We start from the raw sequence: 18,272 nt of genomic DNA on the forward strand, positions 1-18,272 counted from the left end.
ACACTTTCTGCGCATTTGCATGGTGATAGCAACTTTCCCAAGAAATAAACGTTAGTATTGTAGTAATCTAATTTACAATTAGTGGGGGATATTGGTCGTGAAACTCAAGAAGTGGAAAACTGCGATCGCCGTTTTATTGATGTCATCAGCGATTTTGCCGTTGGGCGCTCAAGAAACAGAGGCGGCATCCAAGTACGTGGAGCTCGAAGCTCAATGGGAAGACGGTCAAGCTGCTCATATCCAGACGCTTCATAAAGACGGAGTGACTTACGGAAGTTTGTTCTCGCTCGGCAGCGGATCAGGTCTGCTGTGGGGGATGGAAAATGACAATACGGCGGTACTGAAGAGGGATCAGAAACGCATTGTCGTACATGTGGGGAGCAGGATTGCGGAAGTTGACGGCCGGGAAGTGGATATGGGCAGAGAACCTGTATGGTATATCAGTCACCTTTATGTGCCGATTCGATTCCTGGCATCCGCTTTGGACGGGGAAGTGGCCGACAGGGACCCGAAGACGGGAAAGGTCACCGTGACGGGACTCAACAATTATACGGACACTTTTTATGGAAGCATGTTGGGATACAGCTTTAGGATTCAGGCAGCAAACGGGAATCTCGAATTTACTGATTTGTATACGGGAAAAAAGAATTTGATTCCGCTAGGCATGAAGGACATTAACGTGAACACCCATGAACTTACCTTAAACTTCGAATCGACACCCCAGCATTTGCAGGTTTTATTCATTGAATACACGAATCGAAAGACAGGAGATTATGACCTGTATACGTTGGTATTTAAGAATCAAGGGTTGATACGAAAATCCGTTGCCCACGGGTTAAAGGAGAAGCACGATAGCTTCAAGTCGGACGGAACCATTCAACTCATCGATGACCAAAACATACGCATGATTGAAGATGGCAGCGGCCAAGTGCTTGAAGTGATCTCACGCTGAACGGCGGACGAAAAAAATACACGGAATCACAAAAAAGTCGCATTGGGTATGCGGCTTTTTTGTTCGTAACCTGTCGGAGGACGGACTCAACTCACATGATCCAAGACGATGCCCTGATTTTTTTTCTGATAAGCTTTAACAAAAAAAGCGATGAAAGTGAGAAGTTTGGCAGCGAGATAAGGTCTATAGGGTGAATGACAAGTCAGGAGGACAATCATGATGGATTCACAGCAAGAGACGGAGCTGATCCGCCGCATCATTGCTAATGACAAGCAGTTATTTTCCGTGCTCGTTGATAAGTACAAATACAACGTTTACGGAATCTTCCGGGGAATGGGGGCAAGCCATCAGGATGCGCAGGATTTGGCACAGGAAACGTTCATACGCGTGTACAAGTATTTGCCCCGGCATCAGGAAGGAAACCGTTTCAGCGCCTGGGTCTATACGATCGCCGTTAACGTCATGAAAGATCATGTGCGCAAACGACGCCCGATCCCCGCCGAAATGGATGGGCATGCCCAAGAGTCCGATCCGGCGGCCACGCCCGAACAGCACATCATCCGCAAAGAAATGCAGCGGGACATATACCGGTACCTGAACCTTCTTCCCGATACCTACCGGCTCGTTTTGCTCCTCAAATACACGAATGAACTATCGTATGAGGAGATCATGGAGATTACCGGCTTAAGCAGCATCCAGGTTCGGAATGCACTGCATCGCGGAAAAAAACGACTGAAAAAAGAGATGGAAAAGAAAGGAGGATTGGCCCATGAAGCCTTTTTCCAATAAAGATGACCAAACGATGAAAGATGCCCTGTTCTCCGATCTCCATATGGATGCCGATTTTACGCAACGGGTTTTGGATAATTTGGACAACGTCCAGATGGTGAACGACAAGGAAAAGCTGCCGAACCTGAACGCTTATGCTTCGGCGAAAAGAAGATGGAGAAAACTAAAATGGATGGGGGGAGCGGCGGCGGCAGTCATCGTGTTCGGGTCGGCTTTGACTTTATGGCAGCAGCCGGAACTAAGAGACAAAGTTTCAGGCGTGTTCAAAACATACAAGACGAAACCGACGATTCCGGAAGAAACGGTACCGCCCGGCATGAAAGACTGGTTTTGGTACAACGATTACGAACGATCGAGACCCCTTGGATTGTTGGTAAAACCGGAAGTCAAAGCCGAGGACCAAGGTTATGCCATTCAAATTGAGCATGTTCTTATCGACTGCTCGCGAATCGTCATTTCCGCCCGGCAGACCGCGCCGGATGGAAGCGTGCTGCAGTCTCCTTTGCGGGAAACGGACGATTTCCGAATCACGGACCTGGAAGGCAACGAAGTAGCAAAACGCGTGCCCGTCACCCTAAACTCCTATCCGGGAATCGAAGAATACGCCTATGTCTTTACGGGACACGTGCCTGATGTGGTAATGGTGACGAGCGAAATCGGCGAAATCGAACGGTTCACGGCGGCCATGCCCGACAGAAAACCGGTGAAGGTCAATTGGCATTTTCAATTCAAGCTCGATACGCGGAAGGCCAAACAGCTCTCTGCCGAAAAGCAAATTGACAAGCATTACACGTCCCCGGACGGGTTGGAGCTTGATTTCAAAAAAATCATCCGGACACCAAGCGGAATACGGTTGGATTATGCGGCATCTCTTGGCGAAAAGCTAAAAAGACAGTCGAGCGATGCCAGTGCGGAACACTTGAAGATCTTCTATCACTTGGAGACGGTTGACGGGGAAGGGAAAAGGGGGCGTTACGATTTTGGCAAGCCGGGGGTCTTCGAGCCTTTGATTCAATCCGAGCGAGCCGATGCCCATAACGAGGGAACCAAGGAGTTTATAAACATCATCCATCCTCTTGCCATGCCGCCCGAAAGCAAAAATATACGTTTCGTATTGGATGGCTTTTATATGCCGGTCCACGTGAAGGAATCCATCAGCATGAAGCCCGCCGAGCTGTCTGCAAAACCGGCTGTATTTCATGGATCGGGCGATGAGTTGGCGTTTTCCGCGTATAAACTTGGATCATACGACTCCAAAGGGGGACAAGTGTTGATTCTGACGGCAAACGGAACCTACGTGAATCAGGAGATGAATGAAAAATGGATCGCCATCGACGAAAAGGGGCGCGAATACCCGGTTTTCGTCGGCCATGGTTCGGCACCGGACGGGGATAAAAAAATCATCCATGATTCCGAGTTTCGGATCGATGGAATGGATCATGTGCCTTCCAGGCTGACACTTACGCGCACCGTGGTTAACCGCGTGTTCAAGGATGTCGACTGGAGTGTGGACTTGTGGGACGATACGCAGCTTCCCTGGGAAAATATGCTGGGGAAATGAACACGATAAAGTGGAGGCGGATAGATCTGCGGATCATGACACGAAAGAGATATGCTATTTTGCTAATATGTATTTAGGCCGATGTCCTGCCGGTAGTCCGGCAGGATTTTTCTTACGGGAACCACCGGCCGTATTGCGTTGAAAGCATCGGGCTTTTATATGGCTTCCATGTGGTTGATTAAAACACGCTGCGCACTAATCCGCCATCGATTCGCAACGCGGAACCATTGATTGCAGAAGAAAGCGGGCTGCTTAAAAAGGCGACAAGATGTGCAATTTCTTCCGGTCGAATAAGCCTTTGGATAATGGAGGTCGGCCGGTTTTCTTTCATAAATCGCTTTTCGGCTTCGTCCATGGTCATACTCTCGTTAGGATAAAGGCTGTTTAACATGGTTTCGACGCCTTCCGTTAAAGTGGAACCAGGCATCACCGTATTTACGGTCACGTTCGTTCCTTTGGTCAATTCGGCTAAGCTGCGGGAGAGCGAGAGCTGCATCGTCTTGGTCGCGCTATAGTGAGCCATTTCCAGAGAGGGCATAACCGCCGCCTCGCTGGCGATAAAGATGACTCTGCCTTCCTTGTTATGAATCATTTGCTTCAGGTACCGGCGAGTCAGCCTGACACCGCTCATGATGTTGACTTCAAACAGTTTGAACCAATCTTCATCAGGAATATCAAAATATTCTACAGGCTCAAAAATGCCCAAGTTGTTAATAAGAATGTCTACTTCCGGGTATTTTCCGATAACCTCTTCGCATCCTTGCTCCGTTCCTAGATCGGCGACAGCGGATTGAAGGACGGCTGCAGGATACCGTTCTTGAATTTCTTTTATGGTCTGATTCACCTTTTCCTCGCGACGTCCGTTAATGAGCACGGTTGCGCCTTCTGCCGCCAACGACATGGCGATGGCTTTTCCGATTCCTGACGTAGACCCGGTAACCAGTGCCGTTTTTCCTTTCAGTTCCAAATCCATGCATATCCCTCCTGGATGTTATGTTTTAGAAGCCGATTTGTGCTGGCAGTAGCTTTACCAACCGCAAACCGAATCATACTCCAAAATGTGGTTAATAACCGTTAAATTTATTATGAGATCTAGGGATAATTATGAAAAGTAGGCACTTTGAAGTGCCGTAGACACCTAAAGGTTCCATTGGGCAAGACAAACAAACCTCGAACGGGCGTGTGAATGCAGGCAGTCAACATTCCGATCCAGGAGCCTATGAATTTTGAAGCAAAACTTGGCTCAGGTACAGGCAGCCCGTGGCGGCGGATGGTCGATCCTACTTCGGTGCGGGTTCAGTTCGGGAGGCGCTGAACAATCGGTCGAATCGTCGCATGGATGACTCGAGCGGACCATGGGGCAGCAATGAAATGAGCCAGCCGATGATCAATGCCATGCTTGCAACGAGCAGGTCGCCGAAGGGAACTTTCCCTAAACTATGGTTGATTCCTGATAACGTAAGTAACCAAATGACGGCAAACTGAACCGCATACATCGTCAACGCCACGCGCCCGACCCCGGCAAAAGGGACCAAGACGGCGGTGGTTATCTTCGGCACGAAAAATAAGATTCCGACTACCAGAAGCGCATATCCGAGCCCGGTCAACGTCTGGAACGTCGACGCGCTATGCGGAGTCGTCCATAATAGCATGTGCCACATCGGCTGCTCGGTGTTAAGCGGCCAGATGGCATACAGATCCGGCATGGCGGCGGTACCTTGAACGCTGACAAGCCACGACTCGAAGGAGCGGCTAAGTCCCGGAAGGACATAAGCGCCCAACGTCTTACCGATGATGAGCATCATGGGGCCGATTGCAAAAATGAGGAAGGGGCAGCTCGATTGGGAACATCGTTCGCTTTAACATGCAGACTTTTCCGTGCTGGAAAAGCAAGGCATTCCTTTTCTTTCTTCGATCAAATGTTTATGACAAATTTCATATGATGAAATAGCGCTGAGAGCCTGTTGTTCCATAATGACGCTAAAGCATGTATTGCTTTAGTGTTTTTTTATTTACTATGCTAGGTAGACGATGATTCGGCCGTTTTTTGTTTTTTTAATCAAAGGTTTTAAAATGTTTATCATCGCAACATGTAAAATCAACAAAATTAATATCGCGATTAATAAAATTGATTTCTTATATTTACAAATGGAATTTACTGGTTTATAATTCAAAAAAAGAAAGGAGTAGCGTATGAAATATCCCATCATCACACAGTGTCCCGTATGCGACCATCCGCTGCACGCCGTCAAGCTGGAATGCGGGCATTGCCGGACGACGATCGAGAACAAGTTCGAATTGTCGAAGCTGGCTCTACTCTCACCCGAACAGCTCCATTTTGTCATCACTTTTCTAGTGAACAGGGGCAACATCAAGGAAGTGGAGAAAGAGCTCGGCATATCTTACCCGACGGTCCGCGGCAAGCTTAATGATGTCATTGCGGCCCTCGGATACGATACGCGGAAGAAGCCGGAAGTCGATGAGAAGAAGGTCATTTCCATGCTGGAAAATGGCGAAATTACCGCCGATGAAGCCGTCAAAATGTTGAAGGACGAATAAGCCTATCGCGCCCAAAAAACGTTCAGGAGGAAAAAACGATGAAAGAAGAAATCAGCAAAGTGCTGTCCATGATGCAGGAAGGCAAAATTGATTCAGACAAGGCTTCAGAGTTGATTAGCGCGCTAAAAGAAAAGCAAATGCCCCTTACTTCGCCAAGCATGCAGGTGCTTGGGAAAGCCGACTATGCAAAGCAACCGTCGTCCTCATCCGGCGCTTATTTAGACAAAACGTTAAAAATACGGGTAACAACCCAAGATAACGATAATGTCAGCATCAATTTGCCGATTAAACTGCTGAAGGCTTTTCTTGGAGCGGGGCACAGCATCGCTTCCAATATTCCGCAGGCCGCGAAATATGTGAAGGATATCGATATCCATCTCTTGATCGATGCCATCGAGAACGAGCTCGACGGGCAAATCGTGGACGTCCGTTCCGGTGAAAAGGATACCGTCTCCATAGTAATTGAGTGATGGGTCATGATGATTGTGAAGGTGAAGAGCAAAGAGGGCTCTCTTACGATTCCAGTCCCATATACCGTGCTGCGCATGGGGAGCGGCATCCTGACCTCCAATTTTGTCCAGCGCAAAATGAAGGGATGGCTGAACAAAAACGGCGGGCATTCGGGTGCGCACCCAAGTCAAAAGGAAGATTTTGATCCGGACGGCAGCCGGTTCGGGATGGAGCTGCTGCTGTCGATTCTCGAAGACCGAAACACGAAGGAAGCAATCAGGCAGCTCGTCCAGGAGCTGCAACGTTGCAAAGGAACGGTCCTGGTTGATGTTCAAGCGAAGGACGGCACGAAAGTATTTATTAAATTGTAGTGACCGTATAAGCCATGCGAGGGAACATCGGCGCATGGCTCTCATGTCCATATGGATTCATCACCTTGAAAACGAATGGCCTGGCCGTTGGATGCTATGCCAATCGGTTACATCGCATTGGCCATATTCGTTATCGCCTACAGCCACCACCGTGCCGTCCGATTTCAGGCCAAGAGTATGAGCACAACCTGCCGCGATCGCCACGATATCGCGCCAGCCGCTCACCTCGCATTGGCCATGCTTATTCCAACCCACGGCCGCGACCGTGCCGTCCGTTTTCAGGCCGACGGTGTGATGACTACCCGCCGCAATCGCCACGATATTGCGCCAGCTGCTTACATTGCATTGTCCGTACCGATTATTGCCAGCCGTCTCCACCGCGCCGTTCGAGGCGAGCCCGACCGTATGCCAGTCCCCCGCCGATACTGCCAAGATATCACGCCAGCCGTTTACGTTGCATTGGCCCTCAAGATTCCGCCCCACGGCCACCACCGTGCCATCCTGTTGAAGTCCGACGGTACGACTCCAACCTGCCGCAACCGCTACGATGTCCCGCCAGTCGCTTACCTCGCATTGGCCATGCTTATTCCAACCTGCGGCCACCACCATGCCGTCCGATTGAAGCCCGATCGTATGAGCATTGCCCGTGTTCGTCGCCATATGAACATTACCCGCCGCGACCGCTACGATGTCCCGCCAGTCCTTCACCTCACATTGACCATGCTTATTATCGCCGACTGCCGTCACCGTGCCGTCCGCTCGGAGGCCGACGCTGTGGCGACGACCCGCCGCCAGGGGAGCTTTAGGCCACCGTTTCACTGTTAACGCGGTTTCTTTCGGTGAACGATTATCCATGTTTAACCTCCTAGAAAAGAAGACTTGGTTTATATCATTTCATACATCATCTTTACCATGAAAGATGGATCCTTAAAGCAGGACGCACCCCATAACCGCCGATACTGTTGTTCCCATAACTGCGAATACTGCCGCCTGTTCCTACAAAACACGCACGCGTCGGCTTGTTGCCTTGCGTTCGCAGCCACCACCACGAGCAGCCGAGTTCTTCGCCGTCTTGCATGATATAGTTATCTTTGTTTGTTTTATCATACACATATAAGCTGCATCCGTCGGGCTTTTTCGTCTTGGCAAAACCGGTTCCGACGGCGCGCAGCAAACCCTTGCCGTGAATTTCGGTTAAAACTTTGACCTCGTCAACGCTTAGCAAAAAGACTTTGTCCCCGGTATCCGGGCAGCCTTCTCCGTTACCGGTGCAATAAGTCGTCTTGATGAGCCGCTTTTCGGCCGCATGGAACGCCGCATCATAGAATTCATGATTCAACCACTCGCGCAAATCGCAGTCATGCCACGTCGTTTCCGTGCAATCCCGCCACTTCAATTCCGTGCTTTGGCCGTGGTACCTCTTGCAGTCCAAAATCGATTCGCTCAAAACAAACAGCTCGTTTCCTGAATTTTGAAGTACGCGCCATACAATCTCCTGTTCTATACCGTCTGCGGTCTGTGGATACTTGCCGAACGTAATGAATTCGCCGGGCTTTGTGTTCCCGCAGGTTAAGGCAAAAAGATCCTTTTCCATAAGTTACCTCCTTGATTTTTCTATCCGACTCCGATCATACAACATTCATGCAAGATTTCGGTTTATATGCCAATCGTCCTTGTGGGGAGGGAGGGGATTCCTTATAATATTGTTGCCGTACTTTAGGGTTTGACTTTAAGGAAGGTGCAGCCGATGGACCGAAACTTTACGCCGAAACAAATGGCCACGAGACTTCATGTCAGCACCACCACATTGAGAAGATATGAAACACTCGGCTTGGTGCCCGACGTCCCACGGACGGCCGGCAATCGGAGATGCTATACGCCGTGCCATGTTCAGGCATTTATAGCTTTGCGTGCCTTAAAAAAGGGGTTCGGCATTCCCGTCAGCTACGACGTCATGGGGTTGTTAAAAAAGGGACGCGTCGAACAGGCTTTGTGGAAAATCAACTTACAACAGCACAACATCCAAGCCGAGAAACAACGATTGGAAGAGATCATGAGCCTGGTTCAAATGGCTTTATAGGTAGTCGCTCATAAGGGCGGCTTTTTTATTTTGGGGAAAGGGTGATTCAAATGAAATGGATTAGGTGGTTGATCAGGAAAACATCTGCTGCATGACTCCGCGTAATCGGAAGGAGAGACGACATGGACGACAAAATTAAAGGCTTGGTTTCTGGCGGTATTGTTCCAACGAGCGACCTTCACACTATTAGCGTAACGGCCGTTCCCGTCCATATTCGGGTCCTTCCGGGGGTCGAGGGGCGCGTGCGGGTGAAGTCACCAATTATACGGCTGCCACAGCAACCTGGACGAATGGCTTACAGGATCTATAAAGAAAATTTGGAGGGTCAACCTTCAGAGAAGATAGCCGAACAGCTTGGAATCAGTTTGGAAAAAGCAGCTGAAGTGATTGAATTCTCTCATTTACGGACGATCAAATCTTTGAATCAGCCCGTAAAAAGTTCTTTTGATGGATCAGGATCCGAGTTTATGGATTTCATAATGAGTCATGATGACCCAAGCGAAATCTTTGTGGCGCAATTCATGGACACTTTGAATCCAAAGGAGCAAGCTGCCCTTTCTTTATTAATGCAGGGGTTTAGGGAGTATGAGATTGCGAGACGAATGTCAATATTTCGTGATGAAGTAGCTGAAATGGTACAGGAATTAGAAAAGAAGGCGGCTTTATACTTCGGAATTAAGAGAGGAAGCGAGGGGAAAGGTTTGCAGAAAAAATTCAATGCCACAAAAGAGCAATACATGGATCTTCGGGCAAAAGGATTTACCGTTTCCCGCATTGCTGAGCGCTTTGGTATGGGAAACTCAGCTCTATACAAGCGCAAGAAGAGCTGGGGGCTTATTGAACACAAGACGCCGGACTTACCTAAGCAAGAAGCTGCAGCATCTACTATGGATCATGAATCTAACCGTTTAAAGTCACAATTATCTGCCATGGAAACGAAGCTTTTTCGCTTAGAGGAAGAAAATCGTTTGTTGTGGGATATGGTCAAGCTTTTGAAGGAGGGCCATGCATGAATGCTACAGGTATTAAAAAACCGTGGCGAAAAGATAATTTAAACGATTGAAAGGGGAGCATTCCATGGCAAAGTGTATGAATTGCGGAACAACAATAGATTACGAACCTGAGTACTGCTGTGATGGTCGCGAATGCGGGTGTAGGGGATTGCCTATCGATCCACCCTTATGCGACAAATGCTGGGAAAATGTAATGGGGGCACCGGCTCCTATGATCGTGTCATCAAACGAGGGCATTTTGTCCGACGAAAAGGCTGTATTAATCAATAAAGCTTTTGAAACAGCGTTCAATGAGGAGGAAAACGACGATGACGAAGACTCCGAATGAGGGGCTTAAAACCGAGATTTGGTCCCCGGAACGTCTCACCGCACACCTTAAGGAGATTGGCGCATACAAGCCGCCAGAGCCGCGAAATCAGTTTGAACACCAAATTACAGCACCCAAGCAGGGTCGTCGGGGCAAATATCTAAAATGAGCATGCAGGACCCCCAATCCTTGGCGGGCGCGGGGGTCACTTTGGTAAACCATTCCTCTTGACATTATATCACAAAGGGGAATGAGGGGAATGGCGATGGCATGGGGACAAGGTGAGCTTTTTCCAACAGCTAATGAAACGGAGATCCAGCGGACAAAATTCCTGCTAGGTAAATATACAAAGATGATTGCTCTGATGCAGGATTTTGAGAAATTCGAAGCGGATCTTAAGCAAGTCGCAATTGATGGGGAAGCTGCTCGTCGGATCGACCAGGACGAGCTGCATGCGGATAAAACCGCCAATGCCACGATCTTGATCGAGAAGCAGCGCTGGGTGTATCAACAGTACCAGTTTTATACTCAGCAGCTGCAGCGAGCCTGGGCACTCATCCAAGACGAAGATGAAAAGAAGGCGATCGATTACAGATACCTTCAGGGTTATTCGTATACAGAAACGTTGTTATTCTTCCGGCGCAGCTTGTCAGACAGTACGATTCGACGAAAGATCGCAGAAGGAGCTGAGAGTATGGCGAATACACTGAAGCTGATGGGATTCTTTGAGCAGGATAATGCGGAGTTTTAAGGAAGCTAAAAGCAAAGGAGGAGTCGACGGTGGCAAGTAAATATTTTGATCCGCAAGAGTACTCAGACATGGCAACAGTATTAATTAAAAGAAGTTTTATTCGGGAAGGGCGCTACGTCTTGAAGGATTGGATGAGGAGGGCGATCCCATCCAAGGCACGTTTCTAATCAAGTCTGTCGAACATGATAGGATGCGTGTTACTGATTTTAACAGCAACGAAGTCACGGTTTACATTGATAGCCTATTATCAGAAATTGATCACGGTGAAAATGCAACATATGGCCCATCGATCGTTATTGAGCTTTATGGAGATGATCATGCTTAATGCGCATTTTCGTAATACGCGGTAGACACATTTGACCCTGAAGTGAACACGACCTGGATGCAATCTGACTCAAAGTTGAACACCACATGACGGTTTTCCCGTGATAGTATGGAACCATAGAAAAAGGCGAGAATGACACGCACGGCTGCACAGGCAGCGGATAACTGGGGCGTACCTCTTCTCGCCATTTTTTGGATTAAAAATACATTCAAACTTTTTCTGATATTTCGTGTTGTGTATATATGGGGAGAAAGAACCTGTACAGTAAATTTACAAAGGTATTTAAAAAAAAGTATGGAATTAACTCTTCAACAAAAATATGATTTACATGGTAATTATTAGGTGGTATATATCAGATACACTATTTACCATATGGTGTAATAATATTCCAGCAGGGGGAAATGCAGTTATGAAATCCACTATTAAACGTCTTCTTGTCACTTCACTGTCTGCGGCAAGTATTCTAGCAGTGACATCATCAGCATTAGCTGATGATAATTCTACAGCCGCCAACCCAGGTACATCCGATTCTAATCCACCAATCATTCAATTGGGAGATGAAAATATAACTGATGGTGGCATTGTTACTCCATTTTCGAGCACTCCAGTAATTGATAATCGCCCCATAAGCGGACACGATTATGAGGCTAGCTTTTACATCAAGCCTAACTTCGGTTATGTAAGATTGTATTTAAAGAACACAGGGCCAGATACGATAAATTTATCTGTTAATCAGGGAAGTACATCGGGTCCTCTGAAGTACTTTGCTAAAGTGTACCCTGGTCAAACATTCAATGAAATATTGAATCCAAAAGGTGCTTGGGCAGTAGGTGACTTTTACGTCAGTTTAGCATCTGGAAGTTTACCTATGAGTGGGCAACTCGGAGTTCGTATTAGCACGGACTTGAATTTCTAAAATATATTGAAGAAAGGAAGGCGAGCGAAACATGGCTCGCCTTTTTCAATTCTACACCAAACAGTAATGTGCGAAGCAGGAAAATCATTCCTGATGTCGAACCAAGTATTTAATAGAGTACAGTCAATTCACGTATGATGCAAAATCACCACGATTATTAATAAGCCTAAAGGAAATAATCGATGGAACTAAAAGTGATTTTTTTTATTTGTAACTTAAAGCGCCCAAACCGGGCGCTTTTTTCATTGCCACGAAAGGATGGAAAAAGGTGAACGTAAAATGCAACTCATGCAAAAGAGACTTTAAAATCGAGAATATCCAAACCGAAGAACTGGGGGACGGTATTGAACGGTCATTCTTCATCTGCCCGTTTTGTCGTCGTGAGTACACAGGATTCTATACAGACGATTCTATTCGAAGCCTTCAGAAAAAGATCCAAAAGGCTGTCGCAAAGCTTGGCAATGATGATTATGATCAGCAGGTGTTGAAAAAGAGAATCGCCAAACTTCAGCAAAAGATAAAGGGTGAAATCGATTCGCTGAAAGCGAGGATGGAGCCAGCTGATAGCGAGCGGCGTGAATCAAAATAAAGTAAAGAAGCGGCCCAAAATTACAGCCGCTTCTCAATACCTAATGCTTCACGCACGGATTGCTGCAGCAACTGGGAGAAGTTTAATCCTGCATCTTCCCCGGCATCGCGTAGCCATTTTGGCATTGTGCAGTTTTTGGTCACCGTCTTATCGTCGGCCGGTGGTAATACAAAGACCTCAACATAAATAATTCGGTCGGTTGGTTCCTCTAACTCAATAGCACTAATCTCAGAAGGCACTGGCACAGGTTCATTATTGTCATGCAACTCTTCGATACGATGAATCAACATAACCTTAGCATCTTTAATGCCAGCGACGATTGAAGGAGCTGTTACGGCAGTACCAGGGAAATCCGGAAAGTACATGCTAACACCGGTTTGCGTCTCTTCAACAACAACAGGATAAATGTGGTTTGGCATCTTTTAACCTCCTCATATCTCGTAGGAGGGAGAGAGAGTTGGGGAAATCAGGGGTTAAAACTTAACCCCTGAAGTCCGTTCAATGGATTTCAACGTTCCCTTTGCTAGTATATCGCCGCTGGAGTGGTAGCTCACATCGGCGTATCGTGCTGGGTCGTCTTTGTGTATGTACCGCTGGTGGCTGGTACCTTTGCCGTGATTAGCGACTTGTAAAACCCTGCTGCTTTGAGTGCTTTTAAGACTTCCCTTGCGGTACGTTGTTTCCCCATCTATTTTTCCCTCCCTTCTGATATTATGATAACACGCATTAATAACGCGTGTCAATAATAAATACGCATATTTTATGCGTGTTTTTAGAACGGCGACTTACATCCTGCACCAAGGCGGTTTGATGTATAATGGTTAAAGATGAAAGTAGAGGTGGGTTTGATGGAGAAAGAGCAATTGCTGAAATTACTCGACGATCTATTAGAGGTTCACCTTAAATATACGGATATCCGGTCGAGCGAGTTCAGTTACGATGAGCATGATGAGGAATCATATTGGAAGAACCATGCAGAATATGTGGACAGAGTAAATCAGGCTAAGGAATATCTGAATAAGGCTCCGACTTCTCCAAGTACAGGAATGTGCAGGTCACGGAAGAGATGAAAATCGGGGAGGTCGCCGCGATCGCAGGCGTCAACCCATCCGCGATCCGGCATTGGGAGAAGGAAGGGCTTATCCGCTCTATGCGTAATCCGGAGAACGGTTATAGGGTCTTTACGTCCCGAGAGTTAAAAAAGATTATTGTGCTAAGCAGTTTAAGAAAAACCGTTTATTTTATCGAAAGCATGAAGCAATTGCTTGAAGCTCTAGAGACGCACGATCTCGCCGCAATTGAACGCTCCTTCAAAATGGCTTTGCAACGGCTGGATGACCAATTGAAAAATCAAATGAACGGCATATCCGAAATGATGAAATATATCGACGTTTTGCAAAGAAGAGACGAAAATTGAATACTTATAAAAGGGCCGCATTTGCTCTCTGAAGCTGCGACAAGTTTGCGGAGGATTTTCCGAGGATGGCCCGGGGCATTTGTTATTAAATTGCTTTGAGAGCATGCAGGTCACTTTCGTTTACAGTACCATTGGATAATAATGACATTGACATCCGCGGGTTTTTCCAAAATAATAGAATGTAATTGAATACTGGTACCTTTAAATCAGTCCAGAGAGGCTGGCAAGGGCAGCGGATGTTTATAATCACGCGTGAATCGGTGCATGTTCCGTCAGGGGATGCTCTGTGTCTTCGCGCGGGTTATGATGTAAAAAAAGAGGCTACTTTGTCAGTTTGAAACTTGACGAGTAGCCTCTTTTTTCTGCTTTTTTGGTATCAGGAAACTTGAAGCTGGAGGTATTCTGATGAGCAAACAAGATCAAGAGTTTTCGTGGCAAGAGGTACCGAAAACGCAGAGAAACAATTTTTTGAAGACATTTTCCGTCATGCTGGCGTTCACGTTCTTCTCGGCAAGCATGTTGGCAGGAGGGACGCTGGGAGTCAGCTTGACGTTCATGGAGTTCATCGGAATTGTGCTTGCGGGAAATTTGGTTCTCGGCATCTATACGGGAGCGCTGGCACATATCGCCGCCAAAACGGGCCTCTCAACGCATCTGCTGGCAAAATATTCGTTCGGTGAGAAAGGGTCGTACCTTCCTTCGTTCCTGCTCGGCTTCACGCAGGTCGGATGGTTCGGCGTCGGCGTGGCCATGTTCGCGGTTCCGGTCGCGAGGGCGATGGATTGGAACGTGTACCTGCTGATCTTCTTGTTTGGTCTCGCCATGACGGCGTCCGCCATCTTCGGCATGAAGTCGCTCGTCATTTTGGGCTATATTGCGGTTCCGGCCATTGCCATTCTCGGCGGGTATTCGATGTTCGAGGGAGCAAATTCACTGGGCGGCCTGCAAGGCTTGCTCGATTACACGCCGTCGCAGTCGCTGACGGTTGCAGCGGCGTTGACCATTTGTATCGGGTCATTTATTAGCGGCGGAACGCTGACGCCCGATTTCGCCCGGTTTTCCCGGACGTCCCGGCAGGCGGTGATTGCGACGGTCATCTCGTTTTTCCTGGGGAACTCGCTCATGTTCCTGTTCGGTGCGGTGGGCGCAATGGCTTATAACCTGGCGGATATCTCGGAGGTCATGTTCCTGCAAGGTTTGATCGTTCCGGCGATCATCGTTCTGGGGCTGAATATCTGGACGACCAACGATAATGCCCTGTATGCTTCCGGGCTGGGCTTCGCCAACATCACGAAAATTTCGAAAAAGTTTTTCGTCGTTGTGAACGGCATCGTAGGTACCGTATTTGCCATGTGGATGTACAACAATTTCGTCGGGTTTCTGAATGTGCTGGGCGCGGCGATCCCGTCGATCGGGGCGATCATCGTCGCCGACTACTTCGTTGTGAAGCGGAGAAACTATAAACCTTTTGCCGATATGGCTTTTAAGAAGGTAAACTGGATAGCGATGGCCGCTTGGGCCATCGGCGTAGCTTTCGCCCAGCTGGCTCCGGGAGTAACGCCATTGAACGCACTGATCGGCACGGCGGTGGTTTACATCGTATTGATGCTGAGCGTTCCTGCCAAAGAATCAAAAGAAAAGGGGAATTCAAATGATTATACAGAACGCAAAATTGCGGGGTAAAGAAGGCTTATGGAATATCGTCGTGAAGGACGGGAAGTTTGAACGAATCACGCAATCGCTGGAACCAACGGCGGACGATGAAATCATGGACGTTCACGGATCGCTTGTACTGCCGCCGTTCATTGAACCTCATATTCATCTGGATACTACGCTGACGGCCGGCGAGCCGGAATGGAATTTGAGCGGAACGCTCTTCGAAGGCATCCAGCGCTGGTCGGAACGCAAGGCGTTCCTGACGCACGAAGACGTCAAAACGCGCTCCAAAACGGCGCTGAAGTGGCAGATCGCGCAGGGCATCCAGCATGTGCGGACGCATGTGGACGTCACCGATCCAAGCTTGACCGCAGTGAAGGCGATGCTTGAAGTCAAAGAAGAGATGGCGCCATACATCGATATCCAGCTCGTCGCTTTTCCGCAGGAAGGCATTCACTCCTACCCGAGCGGCGCGGAACTGCTGGAAGAATCGCTGAAAATGGGCGTTGACGTGGTCGGAGGCATACCGCACTTCGAATTCACGAGGGAGTATGGCGTGGATTCGATGAAGGTCGCGTTTGATCTCGCCGAAAAATACGACCGTCTCATCGACATCCATTGCGACGAAATCGACGACGAGCAATCCCGTTTCGTGGAAGTCGTCGCCAAAGAAGCCTACGAACGCGGGCTGGGCTCCCGGACGACCGCAAGCCACACGACGGCGATGGGATCCTACAATGATGCTTATACGTACAAATTGTTCAGATTGCTGAAGATGGCGGACCTGAATTTCGTCTCCAATCCTTTGGTTAACATCCACCTGCAGGGCCGCTTCGACACCTATCCGAAAAGAAGAGGGCTGACGCGCGTCAAAGAGCTTCAGGAAGCCGGGCTCAACGTGTGCTTCGGGCACGATGACATCTTTGATCCATGGTATCCGCTAGGCACGGGCAACATGCTCCAGGTGCTGCACATGGGCATCCATGCTTCGCAGCTGCTCGGTTACGATCAAATCGTGAATTCGATCGACCTTATTACGAAAAATAGCGCAAGAACGTTGCATATCGAGGATGCGTACGGCATTGAAGAAGGCAAGCCGGCCAACTTCATCGTTCTCGAAGCAGAAAACGAATATGAAGCCGTACGCAAACAGGCGGCAGTGCTTTATTCGTTCAGAAGCGGCCGCAAAATCGCGGAAACGAAGCCGCGGGACACGTCGATCGTGCTTGAGGGCGGTCCGGAGAAAATCACTTTCAATAAATAACCGAATGAAGCGCGGGTTGCATCAAGCAGAGCCTTCGCATTAAACCAACATCCCCTCATGGCTGACAGGGTAACAAGGATCGCGTGAACGCGAAATCCTCCTGCATCGCATGAGGGGATTTTTAGTGCGTTAAAAAACGGATAAATACATTCGTTTCGGATGAGAAGCATACGGGTTGAATGGCCGCATCACTGCGGCCTTTTTTGCGTCCTAAACGGGACGGGTCTTGCCGAAACCGAAGCAGGCGGCGTGCGCGCTCATTCACGCAGAGCAGGGCGTTTTTTTGAAAATCGCAGGCGGCGTCTTGCTAGGCATTTGGTCCCGATATGACAGCTCATGTCAGATGCTGCCGTTTAATACAGAGAAATTTTGGGTAACTCATTCGCAGTGGTGTTAATTATTGTATCCACAATATTCATAATCGGAGGGATCATGTTGCCAGGACTGAAACTGAGAAAAAACAGCAAGCCGGCCCGGTCAAAACAACTGGATGAATCCCGGCGGAAATTTTTGAAAGCCTCGGGCATGACGCTGGGCGGTTTGGTCGTCGGCGGCGTGTTCGGGGGCGTCTTGACGGACAGTCTGGAGAAAAATCATGCCCCCGCGCCGGCGCCGGCCAGCAACAAGCCGGAAGCTTCGCTGCAGGATGCGCTGATGTTTTTTAATCAGGAGCAGTTTAAAATGACCGAAGCGGCCGTGGAACGGATTTATCCCGAAGATGAGAACGGTCCCGGTGCGAAGGCGCTGGGCGTGGCCTTTTTTATTGATCATCAGCTTGCAGGCCCGTGGGGTTATAACGCGCGGGACTATATGATGGGTCCTTTCGTGCAAGCCCAGGCAACTCAGGGAGAACAGTCGCGCCTGAAGCGCAACGAAATGTTCACGCTGGGGCTGGAAGGGCTGAAGAGCTACTGCCGGCAAAAGCATCAAAAGGATTTTACGGAGCTTGAGGCCCAGCAGCAGGATGAAGTGCTGGCCGCCATGGAGAAAGGAGACCATTTTCCCATGCGCGGGGTGACGAGCAGCAGTTTCTTCAACATGCTGAGGAATTTGACGATCGAAGGGGTCTACGCGGATCCGCTCTATGGCGGCAACCGGAATATGAACGGATGGAAGATGCGCAATTTTCCGGGCAACCAAATGAGCTATGCTCAGCAGATTACGAAGGAAGGGCTGGTCAAGATCCAGCCGAAAAGCCTGCAGGCTCACATGAGCGAATAAATTTCACGGATATAAGGGGACATCAGACGTGGCCAAATTACCTAAAGTACC

At 48.5% G+C, this 18,272-nt stretch carries 21 protein-coding genes and 1 pseudogene; 16 read left to right on the top strand and 6 right to left on the bottom strand.

All coding sequences use genetic code 11. The features are described 5' to 3' along the window. The first annotated feature begins 97 nt into the window (after positions 1–97). From MKY58_RS12430 to MKY58_RS12440, 3 genes are all read left to right on the top strand, one after another. Positions 98–952 (top strand): copper amine oxidase N-terminal domain-containing protein, encoded by an 855-nt coding sequence (locus tag MKY58_RS12430; RefSeq protein ID WP_339324793.1) that lies wholly within the window; start codon positions 98–100, stop codon positions 950–952. 216 nt (positions 953–1,168) lie between these two features. Further along, entirely contained in the window at positions 1,169–1,741 is a 573-nt protein-coding gene (locus MKY58_RS12435; protein WP_339324794.1) for a sigma-70 family RNA polymerase sigma factor, read from the top strand. Beyond that, a complete protein-coding gene (locus MKY58_RS12440; RefSeq protein ID WP_339324795.1) occupies positions 1,722–3,302 on the top strand; it encodes a DUF4179 domain-containing protein in 1,581 nt (526 codons plus the stop codon). Before MKY58_RS12435 ends, MKY58_RS12440 begins: the two co-directional genes overlap by 20 nt. 178 nt (positions 3,303–3,480) lie before the next feature. Here the strand turns inward: MKY58_RS12440 and MKY58_RS12445 are convergent, their stop codons facing one another. Continuing rightward, a complete protein-coding gene (locus tag MKY58_RS12445) occupies positions 3,481–4,275 on the bottom strand; it encodes an SDR family oxidoreductase (protein WP_339324796.1) in 795 nt (264 codons plus the stop codon). Positions 4,276–4,582: 307 nt separating this feature from the next. Beyond that, positions 4,583–5,113, bottom strand: a pseudogene (locus tag MKY58_RS12450) (DUF418 domain-containing protein); the annotation flags it as partial. A gap of 382 nt (positions 5,114–5,495) precedes the next feature. Between MKY58_RS12450 and MKY58_RS12455 the strand changes: the two are divergent. Genes MKY58_RS12455 through MKY58_RS12465 form a run of 3 tightly spaced genes read left to right on the top strand, consistent with a single transcriptional unit; the run spans position 5,496 to position 6,682 of the window. Then, positions 5,496–5,861: a DUF2089 domain-containing protein gene (locus MKY58_RS12455; protein WP_212952241.1), complete on the top strand. Its 366-nt coding sequence runs from the start codon at positions 5,496–5,498 to the stop codon at positions 5,859–5,861. Between the two features lie 38 nt (positions 5,862–5,899). Further along, positions 5,900–6,331, top strand: a complete 432-nt coding sequence (locus tag MKY58_RS12460) for a hypothetical protein (protein ID WP_339324797.1) — start codon at positions 5,900–5,902, stop codon at positions 6,329–6,331. A gap of 6 nt (positions 6,332–6,337) precedes the next feature. Beyond that, the gene (locus MKY58_RS12465; RefSeq protein ID WP_339324798.1) at positions 6,338–6,682 is read left to right on the top strand and encodes a hypothetical protein; all 345 of its coding nucleotides are present in this window, start codon (positions 6,338–6,340) and stop codon (positions 6,680–6,682) included. Between the two features lie 60 nt (positions 6,683–6,742). On the opposite strand, the gene MKY58_RS12470 is transcribed toward MKY58_RS12465, so the two are convergent. Together MKY58_RS12470 and MKY58_RS12475 are read right to left on the bottom strand one after the other, a co-directional pair. Next, positions 6,743–7,537 (bottom strand): chromosome condensation regulator, encoded by a 795-nt coding sequence (locus MKY58_RS12470; protein ID WP_339324799.1) that lies wholly within the window; start codon positions 7,535–7,537, stop codon positions 6,743–6,745. A 52-nt stretch (positions 7,538–7,589) separates the two neighbouring features. Beyond that, positions 7,590–8,276, bottom strand: coding sequence for a DUF6273 domain-containing protein (locus tag MKY58_RS12475; protein ID WP_339324800.1), 687 nt, complete (start codon positions 8,274–8,276; stop codon positions 7,590–7,592). Positions 8,277–8,429: 153 nt separating this feature from the next. On the opposite strand from MKY58_RS12475, the gene MKY58_RS12480 reads away from it, so the two are divergent. The 6 genes from MKY58_RS12480 (at position 8,430) to MKY58_RS12505 (ending at position 12,663) form a co-directional block, all read left to right on the top strand. Beyond that, positions 8,430–8,762 carry a MerR family DNA-binding transcriptional regulator gene (locus MKY58_RS12480; protein WP_339324801.1) on the top strand — a complete coding sequence of 111 codons (333 nt, stop codon included), beginning with the start codon at positions 8,430–8,432 and terminating at the stop codon, positions 8,760–8,762. Positions 8,763–8,884: 122 nt separating this feature from the next. Next, positions 8,885–9,775 (top strand): hypothetical protein, encoded by an 891-nt coding sequence (locus tag MKY58_RS12485; protein WP_339324802.1) that lies wholly within the window; start codon positions 8,885–8,887, stop codon positions 9,773–9,775. A 566-nt stretch (positions 9,776–10,341) separates the two neighbouring features. Further along, the gene (locus MKY58_RS12490) at positions 10,342–10,833 is read left to right on the top strand and encodes a hypothetical protein (protein WP_339324803.1); all 492 of its coding nucleotides are present in this window, start codon (positions 10,342–10,344) and stop codon (positions 10,831–10,833) included. 29 nt (positions 10,834–10,862) lie between these two features. Next, complete coding sequence (locus tag MKY58_RS12495; RefSeq protein WP_339324804.1) at positions 10,863–11,000, top strand: hypothetical protein; 138 nt, start codon at positions 10,863–10,865, stop codon at positions 10,998–11,000. Between the two features lie 567 nt (positions 11,001–11,567). Continuing rightward, positions 11,568–12,074, top strand: a complete 507-nt coding sequence (locus tag MKY58_RS12500) for a hypothetical protein (protein ID WP_339324805.1) — start codon at positions 11,568–11,570, stop codon at positions 12,072–12,074. A 268-nt stretch (positions 12,075–12,342) separates the two neighbouring features. Further along, positions 12,343–12,663 (top strand): hypothetical protein, encoded by a 321-nt coding sequence (locus tag MKY58_RS12505; RefSeq protein ID WP_339324806.1) that lies wholly within the window; start codon positions 12,343–12,345, stop codon positions 12,661–12,663. A 20-nt stretch (positions 12,664–12,683) separates the two neighbouring features. On the opposite strand, the gene MKY58_RS12510 is transcribed toward MKY58_RS12505, so the two are convergent. Further along, positions 12,684–13,082: a type II toxin-antitoxin system HicB family antitoxin gene (locus tag MKY58_RS12510; protein ID WP_339324807.1), complete on the bottom strand. Its 399-nt coding sequence runs from the start codon at positions 13,080–13,082 to the stop codon at positions 12,684–12,686. 131 nt (positions 13,083–13,213) lie between these two features. Next, a complete protein-coding gene (locus MKY58_RS12515; protein ID WP_339324808.1) occupies positions 13,214–13,351 on the bottom strand; it encodes a hypothetical protein in 138 nt (45 codons plus the stop codon). A gap of 378 nt (positions 13,352–13,729) precedes the next feature. On the opposite strand from MKY58_RS12515, the gene MKY58_RS12520 reads away from it, so the two are divergent. The 4 genes from MKY58_RS12520 (at position 13,730) to MKY58_RS12535 (ending at position 18,221) form a co-directional block, all read left to right on the top strand. Next, a complete protein-coding gene (locus MKY58_RS12520) occupies positions 13,730–14,080 on the top strand; it encodes a MerR family transcriptional regulator (RefSeq protein WP_339324809.1) in 351 nt (116 codons plus the stop codon). 405 nt (positions 14,081–14,485) lie between these two features. Continuing rightward, positions 14,486–15,763, top strand: coding sequence for a cytosine permease (gene codB / locus MKY58_RS12525; protein WP_339324810.1), 1,278 nt, complete (start codon positions 14,486–14,488; stop codon positions 15,761–15,763). Continuing rightward, positions 15,732–17,000 (top strand): cytosine deaminase, encoded by a 1,269-nt coding sequence (locus MKY58_RS12530; protein WP_339324811.1) that lies wholly within the window; start codon positions 15,732–15,734, stop codon positions 16,998–17,000. The genes codB and MKY58_RS12530 overlap by 32 nt, the downstream gene beginning before the upstream one ends. Before the next feature lie 432 nt (positions 17,001–17,432). Next, a complete protein-coding gene (locus MKY58_RS12535) occupies positions 17,433–18,221 on the top strand; it encodes a gluconate 2-dehydrogenase subunit 3 family protein (protein WP_212952233.1) in 789 nt (262 codons plus the stop codon). The last annotated feature ends 51 nt before the right edge of the window (positions 18,222–18,272 follow it).

Origin of the sequence: Paenibacillus sp. FSL W8-0194 (assembly GCF_037969745.1) — a bacterium.
GTDB lineage: Bacteria > Bacillota > Bacilli > Paenibacillales > Paenibacillaceae > Paenibacillus_AQ > Paenibacillus_AQ cookii.